The sequence below is a fragment of the Amphibacillus cookii genome, assembly GCF_016908375.1.
Lineage (GTDB): Bacteria > Bacillota > Bacilli > Bacillales > Amphibacillaceae > Amphibacillus_C > Amphibacillus_C cookii.
Genome location: NZ_JAFBDS010000003.1, coordinates 25548 through 44342, shown reverse-complemented (window position 1 = coordinate 44342; position 18795 = coordinate 25548). Strand labels below are relative to the sequence as shown.

The following is an 18795-nucleotide window of genomic DNA, read 5'->3' as shown; positions in this document are numbered from 1 at the left end:
GATAGAAAATATTGGAGGGATATTAATGGCAGATTTGGAGTTACAAGAAAAATATGCGGAATTAGCATTAAGAACAGGCGTTAACTTACAAGAAGGGCAAGCTTTAATGATTAACTCATCAATAGAAGGTGTAGATTTTACCCGTATTGTCGTGCGCAAAGCCTATGAATTAGGGGCAAAGGAAGTAATGATTAACTGGCAAGACGATACAATCACTTTGCTGAAATATCAACATGAATCCGAACAGGTATTGACGACGATTCCACAATGGCAAGTCGATAAGTTCTTGAGTTATGCGAAAGATGGTGCAGCTTTACTACAAATCCGTTCAACCAACCCCGACTTATTAAAAGATGTTGACCCTGAAAAAGTAGCTAAAGCAACAAAAGCCTCAGCTCAAGCGATGAAAGAATTTCGACAATATACGATGAATGATCGGATTGCATGGTCAATTATTTCAATTCCAACAGGAGATTGGGCACAAAAGATTTTTCCGGATGCGGTGGACCAAGAAGAAGCGAAAGAACAGCTGTGGCAACAAATCTTTAAAATTGTTCGTGTTGATCAAGATGATCCAATTGCTGCTTGGGATCAACACAATCAAGCATTGAAAGATGCGCGAGAAGTATTAAACAACAAACAATATAAGCAATTAATTTTTAAGGCACCAGGTACAGAAATTACTTTTGATTTACCTAAGGGCCATATTTGGAAAGGTGGCGGAGCAAAAACAGCTGATGGACGTCACTTTAATCCGAATATGCCAACAGAAGAGGTGTTTACTTTACCACATAAGTATCACGTCAACGGAACCGTTTCAAATACAAAACCGTTAATTTATGGAGGAAACACGATTGATAACTTTAAATTAACCTTTAAAGATGGTAAAGTCGTTGATTTTGAAGCAGAAACGGGTTATCAAACGTTGAAACATTTGCTTGATACAGATGATGGTGCTACCCGTTTAGGAGAATTGGCACTTGTTCCAGATGCATCTCCAATTTCACAATCTGGATTAATTTTTTATAATACACTATATGATGAAAATGCATCTTGTCACATTGCATTAGGTAAAGCATATCCAAACAATCTTGAAGGTGGTTCTGAAATGTCAGATCAAGAACTGGACCAGCATGGTGTGAACGACAGCTTAACACATGTTGATTTTATGATTGGTTCTAGTGAACTTGATATCGATGGTGTAACAGAGGATGGAACAATTGAACCTGTGTTTCGTAAGGGCGCTTGGGCAATAGATATGTAAATCGAATAAACCGAACCTGCAATCCATGGGTGTTTTCGTTCTTTGACTCGCGGATTGCAGGTTGTATACTATTTGACGTTGGTGAAGGGAATTCTCCATTTCATGCGTTTGTGAAATGGGGGTAGACTTTTGCTAATGTCATTTCTATTTCTCTAAAAATAGCAATGGGTTCGGTCATCCAGTGATTCGCTTTCCACAGGCACGGCCCATAGCCGTCAAGCTAAGGATCAATTACAGAAAAAGCAAGTCTAGAGCGTAATTTTTACACGAAATTATATTATTTTCCAATTCGGTGCATGATTAGTAAAAACCACTTTATTGCTTTTTTAAAAATATTACGCTGTTAAAAGTGGCTGTTGATTTGCGATCCAGGCATTCGCTTTCCGCGGGCTCGCGCTGAGCCTCCTCGTTCGCACAGAACGCTCACTGTGGGGTCTCATCGTCTTCGCTTTTCCCGCAGGAGTCGAATGCCTTCCTCTCCAATCAACAAAGTTAAAAAACAATAAGCTTTGGCAAAACCCAAATATTCATCTATACTGCTTTGAACGTTCGTTCATAAGTAAGATGACGGCTATGGGGCATGGCCTCGGGCCTACAGGATGTAGGTTAATTAGACGTTGTCAAACGAAGTGACGGATTTAGTCTAATATTCCACTGTGTGAAGCTAAGAGCGCTTCTAAAGTTAGCTGAAGCCAGCCCCGCGAAAAGCGAACCCCTTGCTTTTCGGAACGACATAACGTGCTAAATCCAAGCCTATTGAATACCGCGTCTATTGAACACGATCAAGGTTGAATGACTATTTTCAGTGTGCGAAAGTTGAGTTAGTTCAAAAAACAGTTGAAATAGCACTTGAACATAATCTTTCTTGCTTTTCCCGTAGGAGTCTCACTGGTTCCTGTCATATCAACACTGTTCTCATTAAGTTCTTGTTTTAGGAGTACCAAATAAGCTTACAAAAGTAGATTTTTTTTGCAAGCTTGAGACAACCCCTAAAATGGTATCAATCTTATTTCGAGTATATTGTGCCCCCGTTATTTATCTAAATCGGTTTTAAATGCAGAAGCCAGCATTAAACGAATCCGGTTGAGCTGGTTAACGGTCGAGATGCCAGGGTCATAGTCAATAGCTGTCATGTTTGCTTTTGGGTAGTGTGATCGGATGGCCTTCATCATGCCACGACCGACGATGTGATTAGGTAGACAGCCAAACGGTTGCATGATGATAACATTATTAATGCCAGCTTTGAGAAATTGAACAATTTCACCTGTCATATACCACCCTTCGCCGGTATGATTACCCAAAGAGATAATCCCCTCAACGTCTCTAGCTATTTCTTCAATGGAATGAAATGGCGTGAATCGTTGGGACTGTTTTAAAGCTTGATTAATGGGCTTGGTCAATCGTTCGATGAGCTTGAGCGCAAAACGAGCTGTATATTTATTAGAACCATTAAAGCCAAGATGTTCAGCTTTCCATTTCATCGTTAGTAAGTTATAGTTCATAAATCCCAACAAATCAGGAAGAACAGCTTCAACGCCTTCTGCTTCAAGTGAGCAAATAAGATCGTGATTGGCGACGGTTGAATGCTTAACTAATATTTCACCAGTAAGGCCGACAATAGGCTTACGTTGATTTGAGGTTGAAATGGTATCGAAGTCTGTAATGATGTCTTGGACTTGTTTAGTAAAACTCGCCAAATGTCCACGTTGAACGGTTAACTTTGCTTTTGCTGACCATTTAGCATACAATCTATTGACACTGCCGTGTTCAATTTCGTATGGCCGTGTCCGATTCACTAATTTTTGTAGTAAATCCCCATATAACACGGCTAAAAATACACGTTTGATTAACGGTAACGTTAACTTAAATCCTTGATTTTTCTCTGTCCCTTTATTGCCGAATGAAAGGGACACGACTGGTACTTGTGGAAACCCTGCATCGGCCAATGCTTTTCTTAATAGGGGGATATAGTTTGTTGCCCGGCAACCGCCACCAGATTGTGTCATCATCACTGAGGTATGATTAACATCATATGCTCCGCTTTTTAACGCTTTAACTAATTGACCGATCGTAAGGATTGCAGGATAACAAGCATCATTATGAACATATTTTAATCCTTCTTCAATACCTGCTCTTCCCGTATCTTCTGTTAATTGAACCACATTATATCCTGAAGCCCGTAATGCTTCATCAAATAGCCCTTCTTGATGAATCGGGCTTAATAAAGGCAGTAATAGTGTATGATTTTTCTTCATGGTTTTTGTAAACGTAGCCTTGCTTGGTAGTGCTTGATCCTCTTCAATAGAAACTGTCGAATTACGTCGCTCATGCATTGCTGCTTTCAATGAGCGAATCCGAATTCGGGCCGCCCCTAAATTCGATCCTTCATCAATTTTCAAAACGGTGTTAATCTTGCCCTCTTGCTCAAGAATTTCTTGTACTTGATCGGTGGTGATCGCATCAATCCCACATCCAAATGAATTTAATTGAACCATTTCTAGTGTTGGGAATTTACAGACAACCTTTGCCGCAGCAAAAAGACGCGCATAATAGGTCCATTGGTTGACGACCCGCAATCCTTTAACTTCTTCAAGGTGGGAGATGCTATCTTCCGTTAAGACATGAAAGCCTTCTTGGGTGATCATATTGGCGATACTATGATTGATTTTAGGATCGGAATGATAAGGACGACCAGCGAGCACAATCGCTTGCTCTTGACGTGATTGAACCGAGACAAGGGCTTGTTCACCTTGTTTTTGTAAGTCATGGCGATATTTATTTAATTCCTCTTGCCCCGCTTGATAAGCCAACTTAACCTCTTTTTTTGTCACCCCTTTATCTTTAAGTAATAAGTAAAGTGTATCGATCACATGCGTTGGCTTGCTCAAGTTTAAATGAGGGGCGCGAAAGTCAACGTCATGAGCCATGATCGGATCGATATTGTTTTTAATCACTGTTGGATAAGAGGTAACGACTGGACAATTATAAGAATTATCTGCAGTTTCTTGTTCCGGCATTTCTAAATTTATCGCAGGATAGAAAATCATATCGACTTTTTTATCAATTAAATACTGAATATGACCATGTACCATTTTTGCTGGAAAGCAGACCGAATCATCTGGAATGGTATCAATGCCGCTTTGATAGATTTTTTTCGTTGATGGTGGAGATAAGCGCACCTGAAAACCAAGCTTAGTAAAAAAGGTAAACCATAGTGGGTAATGATCATAGAGGTTTAAAACCCTTGGAATCCCGATCGTGCCTCTAGGTGCCTTTGCTTTATCTAACGGTGTATAGCCGAATAATCGTTTCAGTTTATAATCGATTAAATTAATAGGTGTTTCTGTTTCTTGCTTTTGATTATATTGGGCTTTTGCCCCTTTTTCACAACGGTTGCCAGTAATGAAACGCCTGCCGTCAGGGAAAAAGATAATCGTAAGTGCACAGTTATTCTCGCAAAGTCGACATTGTGTGAATTTCTTTTTAGTCGAAAATACTTCAATCGCATCATTGGTTAACACTTGGGATGTTTGCCCGTCTTTATAGTTCTCCTTGGCGATCAATCCGGCGCCATATGCCCCCATTAATCCAGCAAGATTGGGGCGAATGACTTCTCGTTTGGTCATGATCTCAAAAGCACGTAACACCGCCTCATTGTTAAACGTTCCTCCTTGACAGACAATTTTCGCTCCTAAATCTTCAGGATTTCGTACTTTTATCACTTTATGAAGGGCATTTTTAATGACAGATATCGCAAGGCCTGCTGAGATATTCGCTACACTTGCTCCTTCTTTTTGGGTTTGTTTCACTTTAGAATTCATAAATACGGTACAGCGAGACCCTAAGTCAACTGGATGATCAGCGAGTAAGGCTTTCTGAGCAAACTCTTTTACATCATGCTTTAACGTTTGTGCAAAGGTTTCTATAAAGGATCCACAACCAGAAGAACAAGCTTCATTTAATTGAATCGATGCCAATGTTCCATTTTTTATCGTCATCGCCTTCATATCTTGCCCACCAATATCTAAAATGAAATCAACTCCAGGTTGAAAGCGATTGGCTGCTTTATAGTGGCATACCGTTTCTACCTCACCTTGGTCAACTTGCAAGGCATTTTTGATTAACGCTTCACCATAACCCGTTACGACAGCACGGCCAATATAGGTGTTTGCCGGCATCGCTTGGTAAAGTTGTTTTAAAATAGACATTGTTTTTTGTAACGGATCACCTTCATTCGAACCATAGAATTTCCATAACACCTCGCCTTCTTTATCGATAAGGATCACCTTTGTCGTCGTTGACCCTGCATCGATTCCTAAAAAGCAAACCCCTTGATAGCAATCCAAATCACTTTCGGAGACGGTTGCTTTTTGGTGGCGATCTCTAAATTGTTGCAAAGCTTCTTCATTTTCAAACAAAGGTTCTAATGTCTGTAATGGGGCCAGCTGTTTTGCTTGCTCCGTCTCAAGCGCTTGTTTTAAAGCAATAAAATCAGTCGGTTGACAAGACGTTGCATCAAGTGCTGCGCCAATGGCGACAAAATATTGCGAATCGCTTGGAAAAATAACCTCGTCGTTTTTGAGCTCAAGTGTTTCAATAAAGCGTTGCCGTAATTCACTCATAAAACAAAGTGGACCACCTAAAAAAGCGATCTTCCCTTGAAGTTTACGTCCAGCAGCAAGCCCGGTAATGGTTTGGTTAACAACCGCTTGAAAGATTGATGCCGCAATATCCTCTTTTGCTACCCCGTCATTTATTAACGGTTGGATATCGGTTTTAGCAAATACACCACAACGTGAGGCGATTGGATAGATCTTTTTATGTGTTTTAGCAAGTTCATTTAAACCGTTAACATCGGTGTTTAATAGACTTGCCATCTGATCGATAAAGGCACCGGTCCCACCTGCACATGTCCCATTCATGCGTTGATCTAGGTTATAATCAAAAAACGTTATTTTTGCATCTTCTCCACCTAATTCAATCGCAATCTCGGTTTCAGGTATAAGTGTCTCAACGGCTTTAGAACAAGCGATCACTTCTTGAATAAAGGTTATATGTAGCGTGTCAGCTAAACCAATCCCACCTGAACCAGCTATTTTAAGCTTAATAGGCTTGTCGTCAAATGTATCGATCAATTCTTGGAATAATCGATAGACGGCTAATTTTATATCTGAATAGTGCCGCTGATAGGTTTTATACAGTAAATGCTGGTCTTGATCAAGAACAACGATTTTAATCGTTGTCGATCCAATATCGATGCCTACTAATAAAGGTCGTTGTTGATTCATGAAAAAGCACCTTTCTTAAATGGAATAATCGAATAATTACTGTCCAGTATTACCAAAACATGCGTATTTCTTACATACCGTAAGTAAAGAGTGATAACAGCTGATGTGATAAAACAGTTCGCTTTAACTATGTTTCACTAACACGTCCATTGATCAGTCATTATGTCACGAGCTATATGTACTTTAAATGATTTACGAGCTTTGAACAACTGCTATTCATTTCATTGTCTCTGAATTTTTCCTAGCTCGGTCTCTACCTGTAGGAGTCATCGAGCTAATGCCTTAGTAAAATGTTCAGGTTTGTCATTTAATTTTGTGTTAGTATAAAAATAAAGGATAAAGAAGGGGATAATTTGGATACAAATGGGTTGGTATATGCTGCAAAAATGACTAACTCTTTAGCCAAAGAAATTCCAGAAAGTAATTGGGATGCTCAATTAATACCAGAATTGGGTACATTGAGAAAGCTTTTTAGACACATGGTTCGGGTAAGAGATGTTTATTGTGATGGTCTGAAAACGGGGTGTGTTTGTTTTCCAGGTGAATTGGCATCAGAAGAGGATAGTTTGATTCATGAGTTAGAACGTAGTATGGAGGAATTAGTAATTGCATTCAAACAGACAAAATTTAAATCGATAAAAATGGGAACGGAGTATCTAACTATAATGGAATTATTCAGTACAGCAATACAGCACGAGGGCATTCATCAAGGGCAGTATTTTGTGGCACTTAAACAGTCAGGATTTGAGCTACCAAAACAGTGGGTCGAGGGTTGGCACATGTAATTCCGAAGTTTTGTAAATATATTTACTTAAACATCAAAGAAGCAGAAAAGGAAAAGGTTGTATAATGATGTTATTTGCTAATGGAAAGTGATAGTGGGAAAAGCTACTGTGTCACGAGTAGAATAGTAGAATATGAGTATAGAAGCTAAAGTAATGAAAAAAGGGGTAGAAAGATGGAACGAACGAGCGGTACTGAAGAAGCGATAAAAAGATGGGATCGGTTTGCGGATACATATTCTGCAACTCATACTGAACAAGGAGACCGTCATAAAGAAGTTTTTTTAAATCCGACTTTATTTTCGCTTATGGGAGAAATAAGTCATAAGAAAATTCTAGATGCTGGGTGTGGAGAAGGCTATCTAAGTAGACTATTAGCTAAATCCGAGGCCAAAGTAACTGCTGTAGATTATTCACCACGAATGCTGGAAATTGCTAAAGAAAGAACGCCAACAGAATTGAAAATTAATTATCGGCAGGGGAATTGCGAAGCATTGCATTTTTTAGAAGATGAGGCTTTCGATTTAATAGTTTCCAACATGGTTATTCAAGACCTTGCGAATTACGAAAAAGCATTTCAAGAAATGTATCGGTTATTAATAGATAGGGGTTGTTTTATTTTTTCCATTTTACACCCTTGCTTTGTTACTCCTAATAGTGGTTGGGAGAGAACAAAAGACGGTAAGAAGTTGCATTGGAACGTCGATAACTATTTTTATGAAGGGGCACATGAACAATCGTTAGGTGATAAAGAAAAAATGATATTATTCCACAGAACGTTAACAAGTTATATAAACACTTTAATTAAAACAGGCTTTATTTTAGAAAAAGTAGTGGAACCGAAGCCATCGGTAGAGATGTTAAAAAAATATCCTTCCTTTGAAGAAGATTTTAGGTGTGCTGATTTTATCGTATTTAAATTAAAGAAGCAGCCTCAAGCATAGTAATTTAAAATTAACTTCAAAAGGGATTTACTGCAAATTGAGGCAAACGCGTTCATTTGCTTGGGACGTTTTGAGACTGCTTTCCTTCAATCGTTATGTTTAAAAAACGAATGGGCGCACAGTCATTCGTTTATGTGCATGTACGCTGGAACCAAAAAAAGCCAGCTGTTAAAACAATCTGGCTTTGGCGTGCATTTTTTCTTTAAAAAACGACTATCTTTTTGTTGATGGTCCCATTTATCGAAAGCGAAAGGCGTAAGGTTTAATCACCTTATTTCTTTCCCTCGAACGACGTATGTCTTAAGCGTAACCTAGCCAGTTACTAATCTAAAGGTAGAGTGGGACATTCTAATGTTCTATTGCTACCTAAGGCAGTGTCACGAGACATGATTTTTTAACAAAACAGCTTTTATCATCGTATAATCGATGTTGTCATCAAGTTGTTCTTTAATTGGTTTTAATTTAGGTTCATCTATGGTCTGAGCAGCCTCTAACACAGCTTCCTCCACTTCTTCGTTAAAAAAGTCTGACCAAGTAAGCGGATGGCCTTCTTGATGAGCCTGAAAGAGATGATTAGCCACCGTTTGTTCTTGAATGCCACGTTTTTTAGCAATCTGCTCTATGGTATCACCCTCTTGATATAGTTGGCAACTGATCAGATAACTAGGCTGGTCACTTGTTTTTAATGTGATCATTTGTAAAAAGGTTTCCCCGTATTGATCGAATTTCTTTAAACCCACCCCTTTAATAGCGAGCATGTCTTGTTTGGTTTGAGGAAGTGCTCGACACATCTCTTTTAATGTTGCATCAGAGAAGATCACATAAGGTGGAACATGATCTTGATCAGCAAGTTCTTTTCTTAAATGCCGTAATTGTTCAAATAATGGTTGATCAAAGTCGATTGCTTCTGTTTGCTGAATAGTTGTTTCACGCATTGATACTTTTTTCTCGTTCTTTAAAACGGCTGCCGCTTTTTTGGTTAATTGTAAAATTGGAAAACGTTGGTCTCCTGTAGTTAAAAAAGATTCAGCGACAAGAAAATGAATAAATTGGGTAATTTCTTTTTCTGTGCGGTGTTGCATGAGCCCGTATGTTGATAAGCGATCAAAACCGAATTGCTTTACTTTTTGATCTTTAGACCCTTTTAACACTTTAGCTGTTAACCCAGCACCGAAGCGTTGTTCCATGCGCATAACACAAGAGAATACCATTTGCGCATCACGTGTGCGATCGATTTTTTCACCGGTATGTGTACAATTTGAGCAGTGGTTGCACTGGTAGTCTGGTCTTTTATCATTGAAATAATCAAGGATGTAAGCTTGTAAGCAATCGTCGGTGTGACAATAATTGATCATCGCTTGGAGCTTTTTATACTCAAGGGCTTTTTTGTCATCATCAAGGCCCGATTGTTCAATTAAATACTTTTGTAGGTGGGCATCTTGACCGGAATATAGTAAAATACAGTCACTCGGTTCACCGTCTCTACCGGCACGTCCAGCTTCTTGGTAGTAAGCTTCGATATTCATCGGTAAACTGTTGTGGATAACAAAGCGTACATTGGATTTGTCAATCCCCATGCCAAAAGCATTTGTTGCCACCATCACCTCAACCTCATCATTAATGAACGTATTCTGTTGATCACGACGCGTTTCCTCTGGTAAACCCGCATGATAGTAGGCAACCCGAAATCCTTTTTGCGCTAATAACGCATGAATCGATTCAACTTGTTTTCTTGTCGGTGCATAAATAATACCCGCATCTTGATTATGGTCATTAAGGTATTTAAGTAAGAAGTTTTGCTTATCTTGTCCTTTGACAAGATGGAAATGGAGATTTTCACGGGCAAAACCTGTATTGACAACGTTGGCATCATTGATTTCAAGCAGAGATTGAATGTCATCAATCACTTCTGGTGTGGCGGTTGCCGTTAGTGCCAAGCGAAATGGAATATGTTGAAGTGTTTGTATGGTACCAATGATCGAACGGTAACTTGGGCGAAAGTCGTGGCCCCATTGCGAGATACAATGGGCTTCATCAAACGCCAAAAAGGCAACCTCTATTTGTTGCACGGTATATAAAAACGAGTCGCTATCAAAACGTTCTGGTGCGACATATACAAAGTCAAAAGCTCCTTGCTGTATTTTCCGCATCCGCTGAGTGTAGTCTTGATGTGATAAACTACTGTTAATAAAAGTTGCTTTCATCCCTAATGTCTCGAGGCTATCGACTTGATCTTTCATTAAAGAGATGAGCGGAGAAATGATAATAGCTGTACCAGGCATTAATATGCCGGGTATTTGATAGCATATCGATTTCCCTCCACCAGTCGGCATAATGCCAAGTGCATTATGACCAGCTAATGCTGAGTCAATCAATGCCTCTTGGCCAGGGCGAAATCGATCGTAGCCGTAATAGGTTTTTAATACATGTCTTGCTTTATCTAACATTTCGTGAACACCTTTCTAACCAATTAATAAAATCCGTTTTTCTGACTGCAAGAAAAGAAAATACATCCGCTCGGTCTTAGCGAATGTATGGTTTTCTAAAATAAGTTCTTCTGCCCAACAGGTCGTTTATCTGTGTATACATGGTAAAAGTGACTAATGATCGTCTTTGCCACTGCATAAGCAGGAACCACGAACAATAAACCGAGAAATCCTGCAATAGCTCCGGCAGCTAAAATCAAGGTAATAACGGTTAGCGGATGTACCTTTAATACCTTGCCCATCACATTCGGTGAGATAAAGTTACTTTCAATTTGTTGTGCAACAATCATAATAACAGCTGTCCACACACCAATCATGGGATCTTGGAAAAAACCGATAATAACAGCTGGAATCGCAGAGATCCACGGTCCGACAAATGGAATTAAGTTCATAAACAGTCCAAATATTGCGAGCATCAAAGCATAGTTTAAGCCCACCGCCCAGTAACCGATTAACAGCATCGCACCAACACATAAACTAACTAAAGCTTGTCCCTGAATGAACGCAGAAAGTGATCGATTAATGTTTTTAAGTAATGTCTCTAGGCTACTCGCTTTTGATTGGCTAAAGAAACTGGTTGCAAACGGGATAAATTTATGACCATCCTTCAACATGAAAAACAGGAAGAATGGAATAAGCACAAATGAAAAGACAAAGCTAAATACGGAACCGATAAAATTGAAAAGCGAACTCATAATCGATTCTGCATAACTATCCAAGTTGTTTATCACATTTTGAATCGTATCTTCTACACTAGCAGGTATGAATTCTTGCCGATTTTGCCAGAGTTCAAATAATTCATCAAAATACTGTGCCATTTGTGGTGAGTTGTCAATCAGTTTGGCAAATTGTTCTTGCACCGGTGGAATAATAAAATAGATACTAAAAAAAACAACGGCAACTAAGCCGAGAAATACAAGTAAAATCCCAGCAATACGTGGAACTTTAAAGTTTTCTAATCGATTAACAAGTGGATTTGTTATATAGAAAAGTAAGCCAGCACCAATAATTGGTACAGCAATCGCAGCAATTAAAGTTCCGATCGGTCTAAAAATAAAACCGGTTAAATGTACTAAATAGATTAAGGTGAAAATTAAAATAGCATATACTAAAAAACGAAACATTTTCTCTTTAGTCAAGCAAACCACATCCTTCATTTAACACTATAAATTTATAATAGCATAGAAATCAAGGAGATGAATACTTTTTCTTAATCACTTAACTATCTCATCTAAATTTTCAAGTATAGCATAAGGATAGACCTACTATTAAATATAAGCGTTGCCTTTGAATATAGATTTTCGATTGATTATAAATCTTTTGTTTTAGACACGCAGGTGAGCTATGTTCCGCTTTCCGCGATCGCACACAAAATGGAAATCGCATTCAGTATGAACCCCATTCTAAGTGGAGATAAGCAAGGGGCGAGACTTCTGTGGGAATAGGATGAGCTGAAGCCATCCCCGCGAAAAGCGAATCCCTTGCTTTCGAAACAAAATAACGTGCTAAACGCATGCGGCACATCAATGAATGACTATTTTCAGTTTGCGAAAGTTGAGTTAACATTGTTAATATTTCTTACAAGATGATTACAGTCGACTAACAATCCAATTAAATGACTTTAATAATGGTTTGGTTTCCTTTAAAATTGGAAATACATGCATAGAGATCTGTATGGAGGATGGGTGTTTTATGAAAAGAGATGCATTTTTTGATAATGCAAAATTCATTTTAATCTTTTTTGTTGTGTTTGGCCATGTGATTCAACCGATAACAGTAGAATCTGAGATGATTGCAACACTGTATCGTTTTATCTATTTGTTCCACATGCCTGCTATCATTTTAGTGAGTGGCTTTTTTGCTAAAGGTAGCAGTCAGCCTAGTTATTTATTTGGCCTTGTTCGTAAATTGTTAATCCCTTATTTAATTTTTCAACTAATTTATACAGCCTATTATGATTTCTTAACTAATAGTGGATGGGATACCCCGTTATTTGAGCCACACTGGTCATTATGGTTTTTGCTTAGTTTGTTTTCATGGCATCTGTTACTTATTGTTTTTAAAAGATTTTCAGCCAAGAAGGGGATTGCACTGTCAGTGATGATTGGGCTTATCATCGGTTATTTTGACGGGATTGGTCATGTATACAGCTTGTCACGGACTTTTGTGTTCTTTCCATTTTTTTTAAGCGGTTATTGGTTAAAAAAAGAACAATTGTTCGTCGTGAAGAGAAAAAGTATAAGGATGATCAGTTTAGCAGTCATAAGTTTAGCTTTATTACTTAGCTATATTATGCCTGATTTTCAAATGGGCTGGTTATTTGGTTCTGCTTCTTATCAAAGTTTAGATGCGCCTACGATGGGTGCATTTATAAGAACTGGTGTATATATCGTGGCTTTTTTATTAATATTTAGTCTCTATGCTTGGGTCCCGAGAAGACAGCTGCTGCTGACTAAGTTTGGTCAGCAAACGATCTATGTATACTTGCTTCATGGTTTATTTGTTCAGTTTTTCAGGGAACGAGACCTGATTCAAATCAATAGTTTACTCGATTTCGTAGTGGTAATCGCCATTAGTTTAGCGCTTGTTTTATTATTGTCAAGCAAGCCTATCTTTATATCATTTCAACCGATTATTGAAACCAAGACAACAGCTTGGAAGCAGTTGAGTCAAAAGCCTAGCTAATCGATCACACCTGATCGGACGCTAATGTTCTGATTTACTCAACTAACTATCCGTGGGAAAGGTCGAGAACTCCACGGATTGAAGTTTCGTTTTATGTAAAAGTTATTATTGCTGCCTTGTTTTCTAGATTGCCTCTACTGTCGGAAAAACTTCACCGAAACGCCTGAGTTTTTATTCACCTTGTTCACCACCATAAAAGCAGTGTTAAGTGTACTTATTGAGGATGCGGTCCACTTGTGGTCCGTACATTTCTCCAAATATGTTTAGGTGGACAAGCAAGTAGAAAAGTTGATAAATCTGCTTGGTATCTGGATAACTTGAATCGAGCGGAAAGACTTGTTGATAAGCCGCATAAAAATCACTAGAAAAACCACCAAATAATTCAGTAAAAGCCAATTCAAAATGACGATCACCTTGAACGATGGCAGGATCAATCAAATAAGGGCTATGATTAGTCCCACTTAGCCAATTTCCTCCCCATAAATCACCGTGTAATAATGAGGACTGAGGGCGTTCGGGTAAGAGGTTTTTCAAGTTTGTAATCAGTGATTCTAATTTGGCGCGTCTCTGTCCAGTGATGATACCTTGATCTATACCAATGTTTAGCTGGTTGCCAAGCCGCATCGTTGCAAAGTAATCAACCCAATCATCAGTTAATTGGTTAGGTTGGTTAAGTAAACCGATATAGCCATCACGATCAAGTCCATAATCGTGTTGTTTAATAAGGTGCAGTTGGGCAAGTTGTTGCCCTAAAAGTGATGGCGTCTCGTCACTATCACTTGTTTCAATCCACTCTAAGATTAAGGCGGGAGGGGATGATTGCTGATAATAATTCATAGGTACATGAACCGTACCTGTTTCAGCTAAGCGGATTAATCCATAGCTTTCAAATGCAAAGAAATCATCTGCCGCATCAAGATTAACTTTGATAAAATAGCGTCTTTTATCTGTTGTCACAAGATAACTCGCATTAATGTCGCCTCCCGTCACGGGTTGTATGTTAATGACGTCCATAGCTGCATCAAATTGTTTGAAAATGTCTTTAATCTGTTGATTCATCTGTACGACTCACCTTTCATCTTTTTTTTCAGTATACGTGATTCTATACAGATATCAACCTACCACGTTATAATAGGAGTAAAGGAGGCGTAGCCATGATTAGTCATGATAAGATTTTATCAAAAATAGAGCAAGAACTTGCCTTAGCAAAACAGGCTCCCGATCAAGCGAAATTAAAAGAGCATATGCGCGCGATTCGCTTGCTAACAGATTTAATTTTAGATACTGAGGAAGAGCACAAACCGACTATTGAAAAGACCGTTTCAGAAGAACTTGAGCTTCGAACAATGATGGGCGATCGCTATCAACCGCAAAACGCAGAACCCCCAAGTGAAACATACGATAATCCAAGTTCATTACTAGACTTTTAAATTAAGCTATTAAAGGGTAGCCAAAAAGGCAAATAATCACTTTATTAGCAAAGTGATTATTTGCCTTAACTTAAATGTCATTCTCCTCCTAGAAAATACACCTTCATTCAATTAATTAATTGATCGGATAGTCATATTCAATCTGTTCATCAAATGTAATATAGTCTAAATAAATGGTAAGTAAGAGGTACCGCTTTTCTGTTTCTGGATCACTTAAAATAATGTGATCCCTCCCGGCTGCCTCAATAATGCCCTTGAAAATCTTCGCATTCCATCTCTCATTACTGTCAAAAGTCATGTATACTGTAGCTACTTTCCCTCTATTTAAACGCAAAATATTTTCAATGTATGACTCTTCCAATGGTAGCAATCCTTCTTGTTGTGGAAATTGCGACGGTTGTTGTGGAAAAGAAGGAAAGCTAGGTTGAAATGGTCCTCCGGGTTGAAATTGAGATATAGGCTGCATCGGTTGTGGCATCGGTTGCGGGAAATGGTGCATGGGCATCATATGTGGTTGTTGAGTTGGGAATGCGCCAGGCATTGGCATTTTTTGACGTTGGTTCTTTTCTTCACTCATTCTTTTTCACTCCTTAAAATAATTTCTTCTACAAACGTGGGCAATCGGCTGCTAGTGGTGCGAAAAAACAGTGGGATTTATAACGTCCGGTATTCCACTGACCAAACCACTGTTCTGGACAGGGGCCGTCTGGTCTGAAAAACCATAATGATCGTGTAGCTGGATGGAAGCGCTCGCCATTGATAACACGCCGTGCTAAAGCTTTATCAATTTCCCTGGCGCGTTGATAAAAATAGCCCATTTGTGTCGCTTCAAACCCACCAGGACTTTGATAAACCATCTCACGAATATTTCGAATATCAGTGAAATCCAAACAATCCTCAATGACTCTGTTTATGCCTACATTTCCGACCATTAACATACCAAGCTTACCGTCACCTTCGGCTTCAGCACGTAATAATCGGGCAAGCAAGGCCACATCTTTCTCAGTAAATGGAACAACGGCCATCTCTTCACCTCATTTCTACAACACCTTTCTTTAGCCATATTTATGCGTCCATCGATAATAATATGTTTTTTATAGAAAGATTAGGGTAATTTAATTTATGTGGTTATTAAACTTAAATATATTAACTTTCTCATCTGAATTTTCAGGTTCAGCCAAGAAAGCATAAGGGTAAACCTCATATTAAATATAAAGGTTGACTTTGAATATAAATTTTCGATGTATTATCAACCTTTCGTTTTAGACGCGCAGGTGAGCTACGCCCACAGGAGTCTACACATAGCTCACCTGCTGAATAGTATCATCTATCTTAATAATGGTTGTCTTTCAAGATCTCATCAAGCGCCATTTCAATCCGTGGACGTTAGATTTCCACCATGGAGATCATTAAGACATCGTAGAATAAGAAACTTCTTATTCTAATCGTGTCACATCTTCTTCGCTTTACTTCGTGCGGTTGGGCTTATGCATTCAGTATAACCACCCGTCTAAGTGGAAATAAGCAAGGGGTGAGACTTCTGCGGGAATAGGATGAGCTGAAGATCCACTTGAGGAGCGATCTTTGCTTCACACAGTGGAATATTAGACTAAACCCGTCACCTCGTGTGACAACGTCTAATTGACCTACATCCTGTAGGCCCGAGGCCATCCCCGCGAAAAGCGAATCCCTTGCTTTTCGGAACGACATAACGTTTAAGCATATGAGAAGGTTGGATGCGGCACAACCATGTAGAAGTAAAGTCAACAAGCCTATTGAATAACGCGTCTATTGAAAACGATCAAGGTTGAATGTGTGCGAAATTTGAGTTAAATATAAAAGATTTGTGAAATTTAATCGTTAACCCTTTTCATTGAACAGAAAAAGGCGTATTATATATAACAGAATAGAATTTGGAGGGTAATAGACATGAGTAACTTATTTGATACATTAAAAGGAAGACTAGCTGGGAATACTAAGCGAATTGTATTTCCAGAGGGTTCTGATCAGCGCGTTTTAGAAGCAGCAATTCGATTGGCAACGGAAGGATTAATCCAACCTGTATTAGTGGGAAAGAAAGAAGAATTAGAACAGAGTGCGGCAGAACTTGACCTGAATCTAGGTGATGTTGAATGTCTCGATCCAGAATCGTATCCTGAATTTGATGCGATGGTGGATCAATTTGTTGAAAGACGTAAAGGCAAAGCAACAGAAGAAAAAGCGCGTCAATTATTATTAGATGAAAATTATTTTGGTACGATGTTAGTTTATATGGGTAAAGCAGATGGTTTAGTTAGTGGTGCCGCACACTCGACAGCAGATACTGTTCGCCCTGCTCTGCAAATTATTAAAACAAAGCCAGGCATAAAAAAGACGTCAGGTGTTTTTATTATGGTACGCGAAGAGGAACGCTATGTATTCGCTGATTGTGCGATTAACATTAATCCAGATAGCCAAGATTTAGCAGAGATTGCGCTTGCATCAGCAGAAACAGCTGCTTTATTCGATATTGATCCACGTGTGGCAATGTTGAGTTTTTCAACGAAAGGTTCTGCACAATCAGAGGAAACGGATAAGGTCGCAGAAGCAGTGAAAATTGCTAAAGACCTGCAGCCGTCGTTAACTTTAGATGGAGAATTCCAATTTGATGCAGCCTTTGTGCCAAGTGTAGCAGAAAAGAAAGCACCTCATGCCGATATTAAAGGTGACGCTAACGTTTTTGTCTTTCCTGGATTAGAAGCAGGTAATATTGGTTATAAAATTGCTCAGCGTTTAGGCAATTTTGATGCGGTAGGGCCAATTTTACAAGGACTTAACCAACCTGTTAATGATCTCTCACGGGGTTGTAACGTAGATGATGTTTACAAACTGGCTATTATTACTGCAGCACAAGCACTATAAAATAAAAAAGTCGGCTCAAGATAGCCGACTTTTTTTATCACAGATAACCGTCCGTAAACCGCTCATCTCAAATTAGGGAGCAGAGGTCATTCTTTAAGCGGGCGCTAGCGGACTAGTTATCAATCAGTGGGCGAAGGTCGAAACCATCCCCTGATTGAAGTTTTGATTTATAGGAATAACGCACCTAATGCTTTCTTATTTCGTTCCCACATTTGTTTTCTACGCTTTTGATAAATAACGTTTTCTGCCTCGTCCAAATCATTTTCGATCACTTCGCTTGGTAATGTATCAAGTGTTTCCTTTATTTTTTCGATGACGTCGTCTACTGTTAAAGGTATACCGAGTAACGTTTCTAGTGCTTCCATTGTATCAGGATTAACGGAAGGATAATTGAAACGTGTCGTTTCATTTTTAAGCCCTTTTTGGTAAAAAGATTGTATCAACTTAGCGCGCTGTTGATGGTCAGCTTCAATAGATAAATAAATTTGCACAGCAATCCCATTTCGTACACGCCTTTGTGAAATGCCAGCAAATTTCTTCCCATTTATGCTCAAGTCGTAATCACCTGGACAATACGAACCGACTACTTCAAATGCTTCAATAGCGTGTGTCCACTGAGAAAAAAGTGTTTTAATAAAACTGACCATTTTCTGATACCCTTGGTGAATGCTTATCTTTTCTCCGTTTCGAATCAATAGTGACACACTTAATACACCAGCATCCGCCACAACAGCAAGGCCACCTGAATTGCGGACGACAGGTTGATACCCTTGATTGATTAACCAGTTTGTTGCTTCAGTTAAATGTGGTAAACGCGCATCAGCGATGCCCAATACGACGGTATCTGTATGACGCCAAATTCTAACCACATTTGATGAGTGCTCACGATTAATAGATTCAGCTAAAGCATCATCAATCGCAAAAGATTCCCAAGCTGGTCGATCTATTCTAGTATGATCAATGAAACGTACTTCTGTTTCACTGAATAATTCTTTCCAATCATCCATGTTTAACG

13 protein-coding genes are annotated in these 18795 nt (G+C 38.9%); 6 read left to right on the top strand and 7 right to left on the bottom strand.

The genetic code is table 11. The features are described 5' to 3' along the window. Positions 1-25: 25 nt before the first annotated feature. A complete protein-coding gene (locus tag JOE23_RS05450; protein ID WP_204436344.1) occupies positions 26-1264 on the top strand; it encodes an aminopeptidase in 1239 nt (412 codons plus the stop codon). Between the two features lie 1031 nt (positions 1265-2295). Here JOE23_RS05450 and JOE23_RS05445 read toward each other — a convergent pair. Then, complete coding sequence (locus tag JOE23_RS05445; RefSeq protein ID WP_204436341.1) at positions 2296-6552, bottom strand: 2-hydroxyacyl-CoA dehydratase; 4257 nt, start codon at positions 6550-6552, stop codon at positions 2296-2298. A 353-nt stretch (positions 6553-6905) separates the two neighbouring features. Between JOE23_RS05445 and JOE23_RS05440 the strand changes: the two genes are divergently transcribed. Together JOE23_RS05440 and JOE23_RS05435 are read left to right on the top strand one after the other, a co-directional pair. Then, on the top strand, positions 6906-7337 hold the full coding sequence (locus JOE23_RS05440) for a DinB family protein (RefSeq protein WP_204436330.1): 432 nt from the start codon (positions 6906-6908) through the stop codon (positions 7335-7337). Positions 7338-7510: 173 nt separating this feature from the next. Then, complete coding sequence (locus tag JOE23_RS05435) at positions 7511-8278, top strand: class I SAM-dependent methyltransferase (RefSeq protein WP_204436328.1); 768 nt, start codon at positions 7511-7513, stop codon at positions 8276-8278. A gap of 377 nt (positions 8279-8655) precedes the next feature. Here JOE23_RS05435 and recQ read toward each other — a convergent pair whose 3' ends face one another. Both recQ and JOE23_RS05425 read right to left on the bottom strand, forming a co-directional pair. Beyond that, positions 8656-10725 (bottom strand): DNA helicase RecQ, encoded by a 2070-nt coding sequence (gene recQ / locus JOE23_RS05430; protein WP_204436325.1) that lies wholly within the window; start codon positions 10723-10725, stop codon positions 8656-8658. Positions 10726-10820: 95 nt separating this feature from the next. Then, positions 10821-11903: an AI-2E family transporter gene (locus JOE23_RS05425; protein WP_204436319.1), complete on the bottom strand. Its 1083-nt coding sequence runs from the start codon at positions 11901-11903 to the stop codon at positions 10821-10823. Between the two features lie 553 nt (positions 11904-12456). Between JOE23_RS05425 and JOE23_RS05420 the strand changes: the two genes are divergently transcribed. Then, entirely contained in the window at positions 12457-13449 is a 993-nt protein-coding gene (locus JOE23_RS05420) for an acyltransferase family protein (RefSeq protein WP_204436314.1), read from the top strand. 204 nt (positions 13450-13653) lie between these two features. Here the strand turns inward: JOE23_RS05420 and JOE23_RS05415 are convergent, their stop codons facing one another. Beyond that, complete coding sequence (locus JOE23_RS05415) at positions 13654-14508, bottom strand: fructosamine kinase family protein (RefSeq protein ID WP_204436312.1); 855 nt, start codon at positions 14506-14508, stop codon at positions 13654-13656. A gap of 95 nt (positions 14509-14603) precedes the next feature. Here JOE23_RS05415 and JOE23_RS05410 point away from each other — a divergent pair, with 95 nt between their 5' ends. After that, positions 14604-14879 (top strand): YwdI family protein, encoded by a 276-nt coding sequence (locus JOE23_RS05410; protein ID WP_204436310.1) that lies wholly within the window; start codon positions 14604-14606, stop codon positions 14877-14879. 115 nt (positions 14880-14994) lie between these two features. On the opposite strand, the gene gerQ is transcribed toward JOE23_RS05410, so the two are convergent. After that, entirely contained in the window at positions 14995-15456 is a 462-nt protein-coding gene (gerQ, locus tag JOE23_RS05405; RefSeq protein ID WP_204436308.1) for a spore coat protein GerQ, read from the bottom strand. 28 nt (positions 15457-15484) lie between these two features. Then, complete coding sequence (locus JOE23_RS05400; protein WP_204436307.1) at positions 15485-15904, bottom strand: cell wall hydrolase; 420 nt, start codon at positions 15902-15904, stop codon at positions 15485-15487. Between the two features lie 904 nt (positions 15905-16808). On the opposite strand from JOE23_RS05400, the gene pta reads away from it, so the two are divergent. Further along, entirely contained in the window at positions 16809-17780 is a 972-nt protein-coding gene (pta, locus tag JOE23_RS05395; RefSeq protein WP_204436305.1) for a phosphate acetyltransferase, read from the top strand. A 167-nt stretch (positions 17781-17947) separates the two neighbouring features. Here pta and JOE23_RS05390 read toward each other — a convergent pair whose 3' ends face one another. Further along, positions 17948-18787: a lipoate--protein ligase family protein gene (locus JOE23_RS05390; RefSeq protein WP_204436303.1), complete on the bottom strand. Its 840-nt coding sequence runs from the start codon at positions 18785-18787 to the stop codon at positions 17948-17950. Positions 18788-18795: the final 8 nt, after the last annotated feature.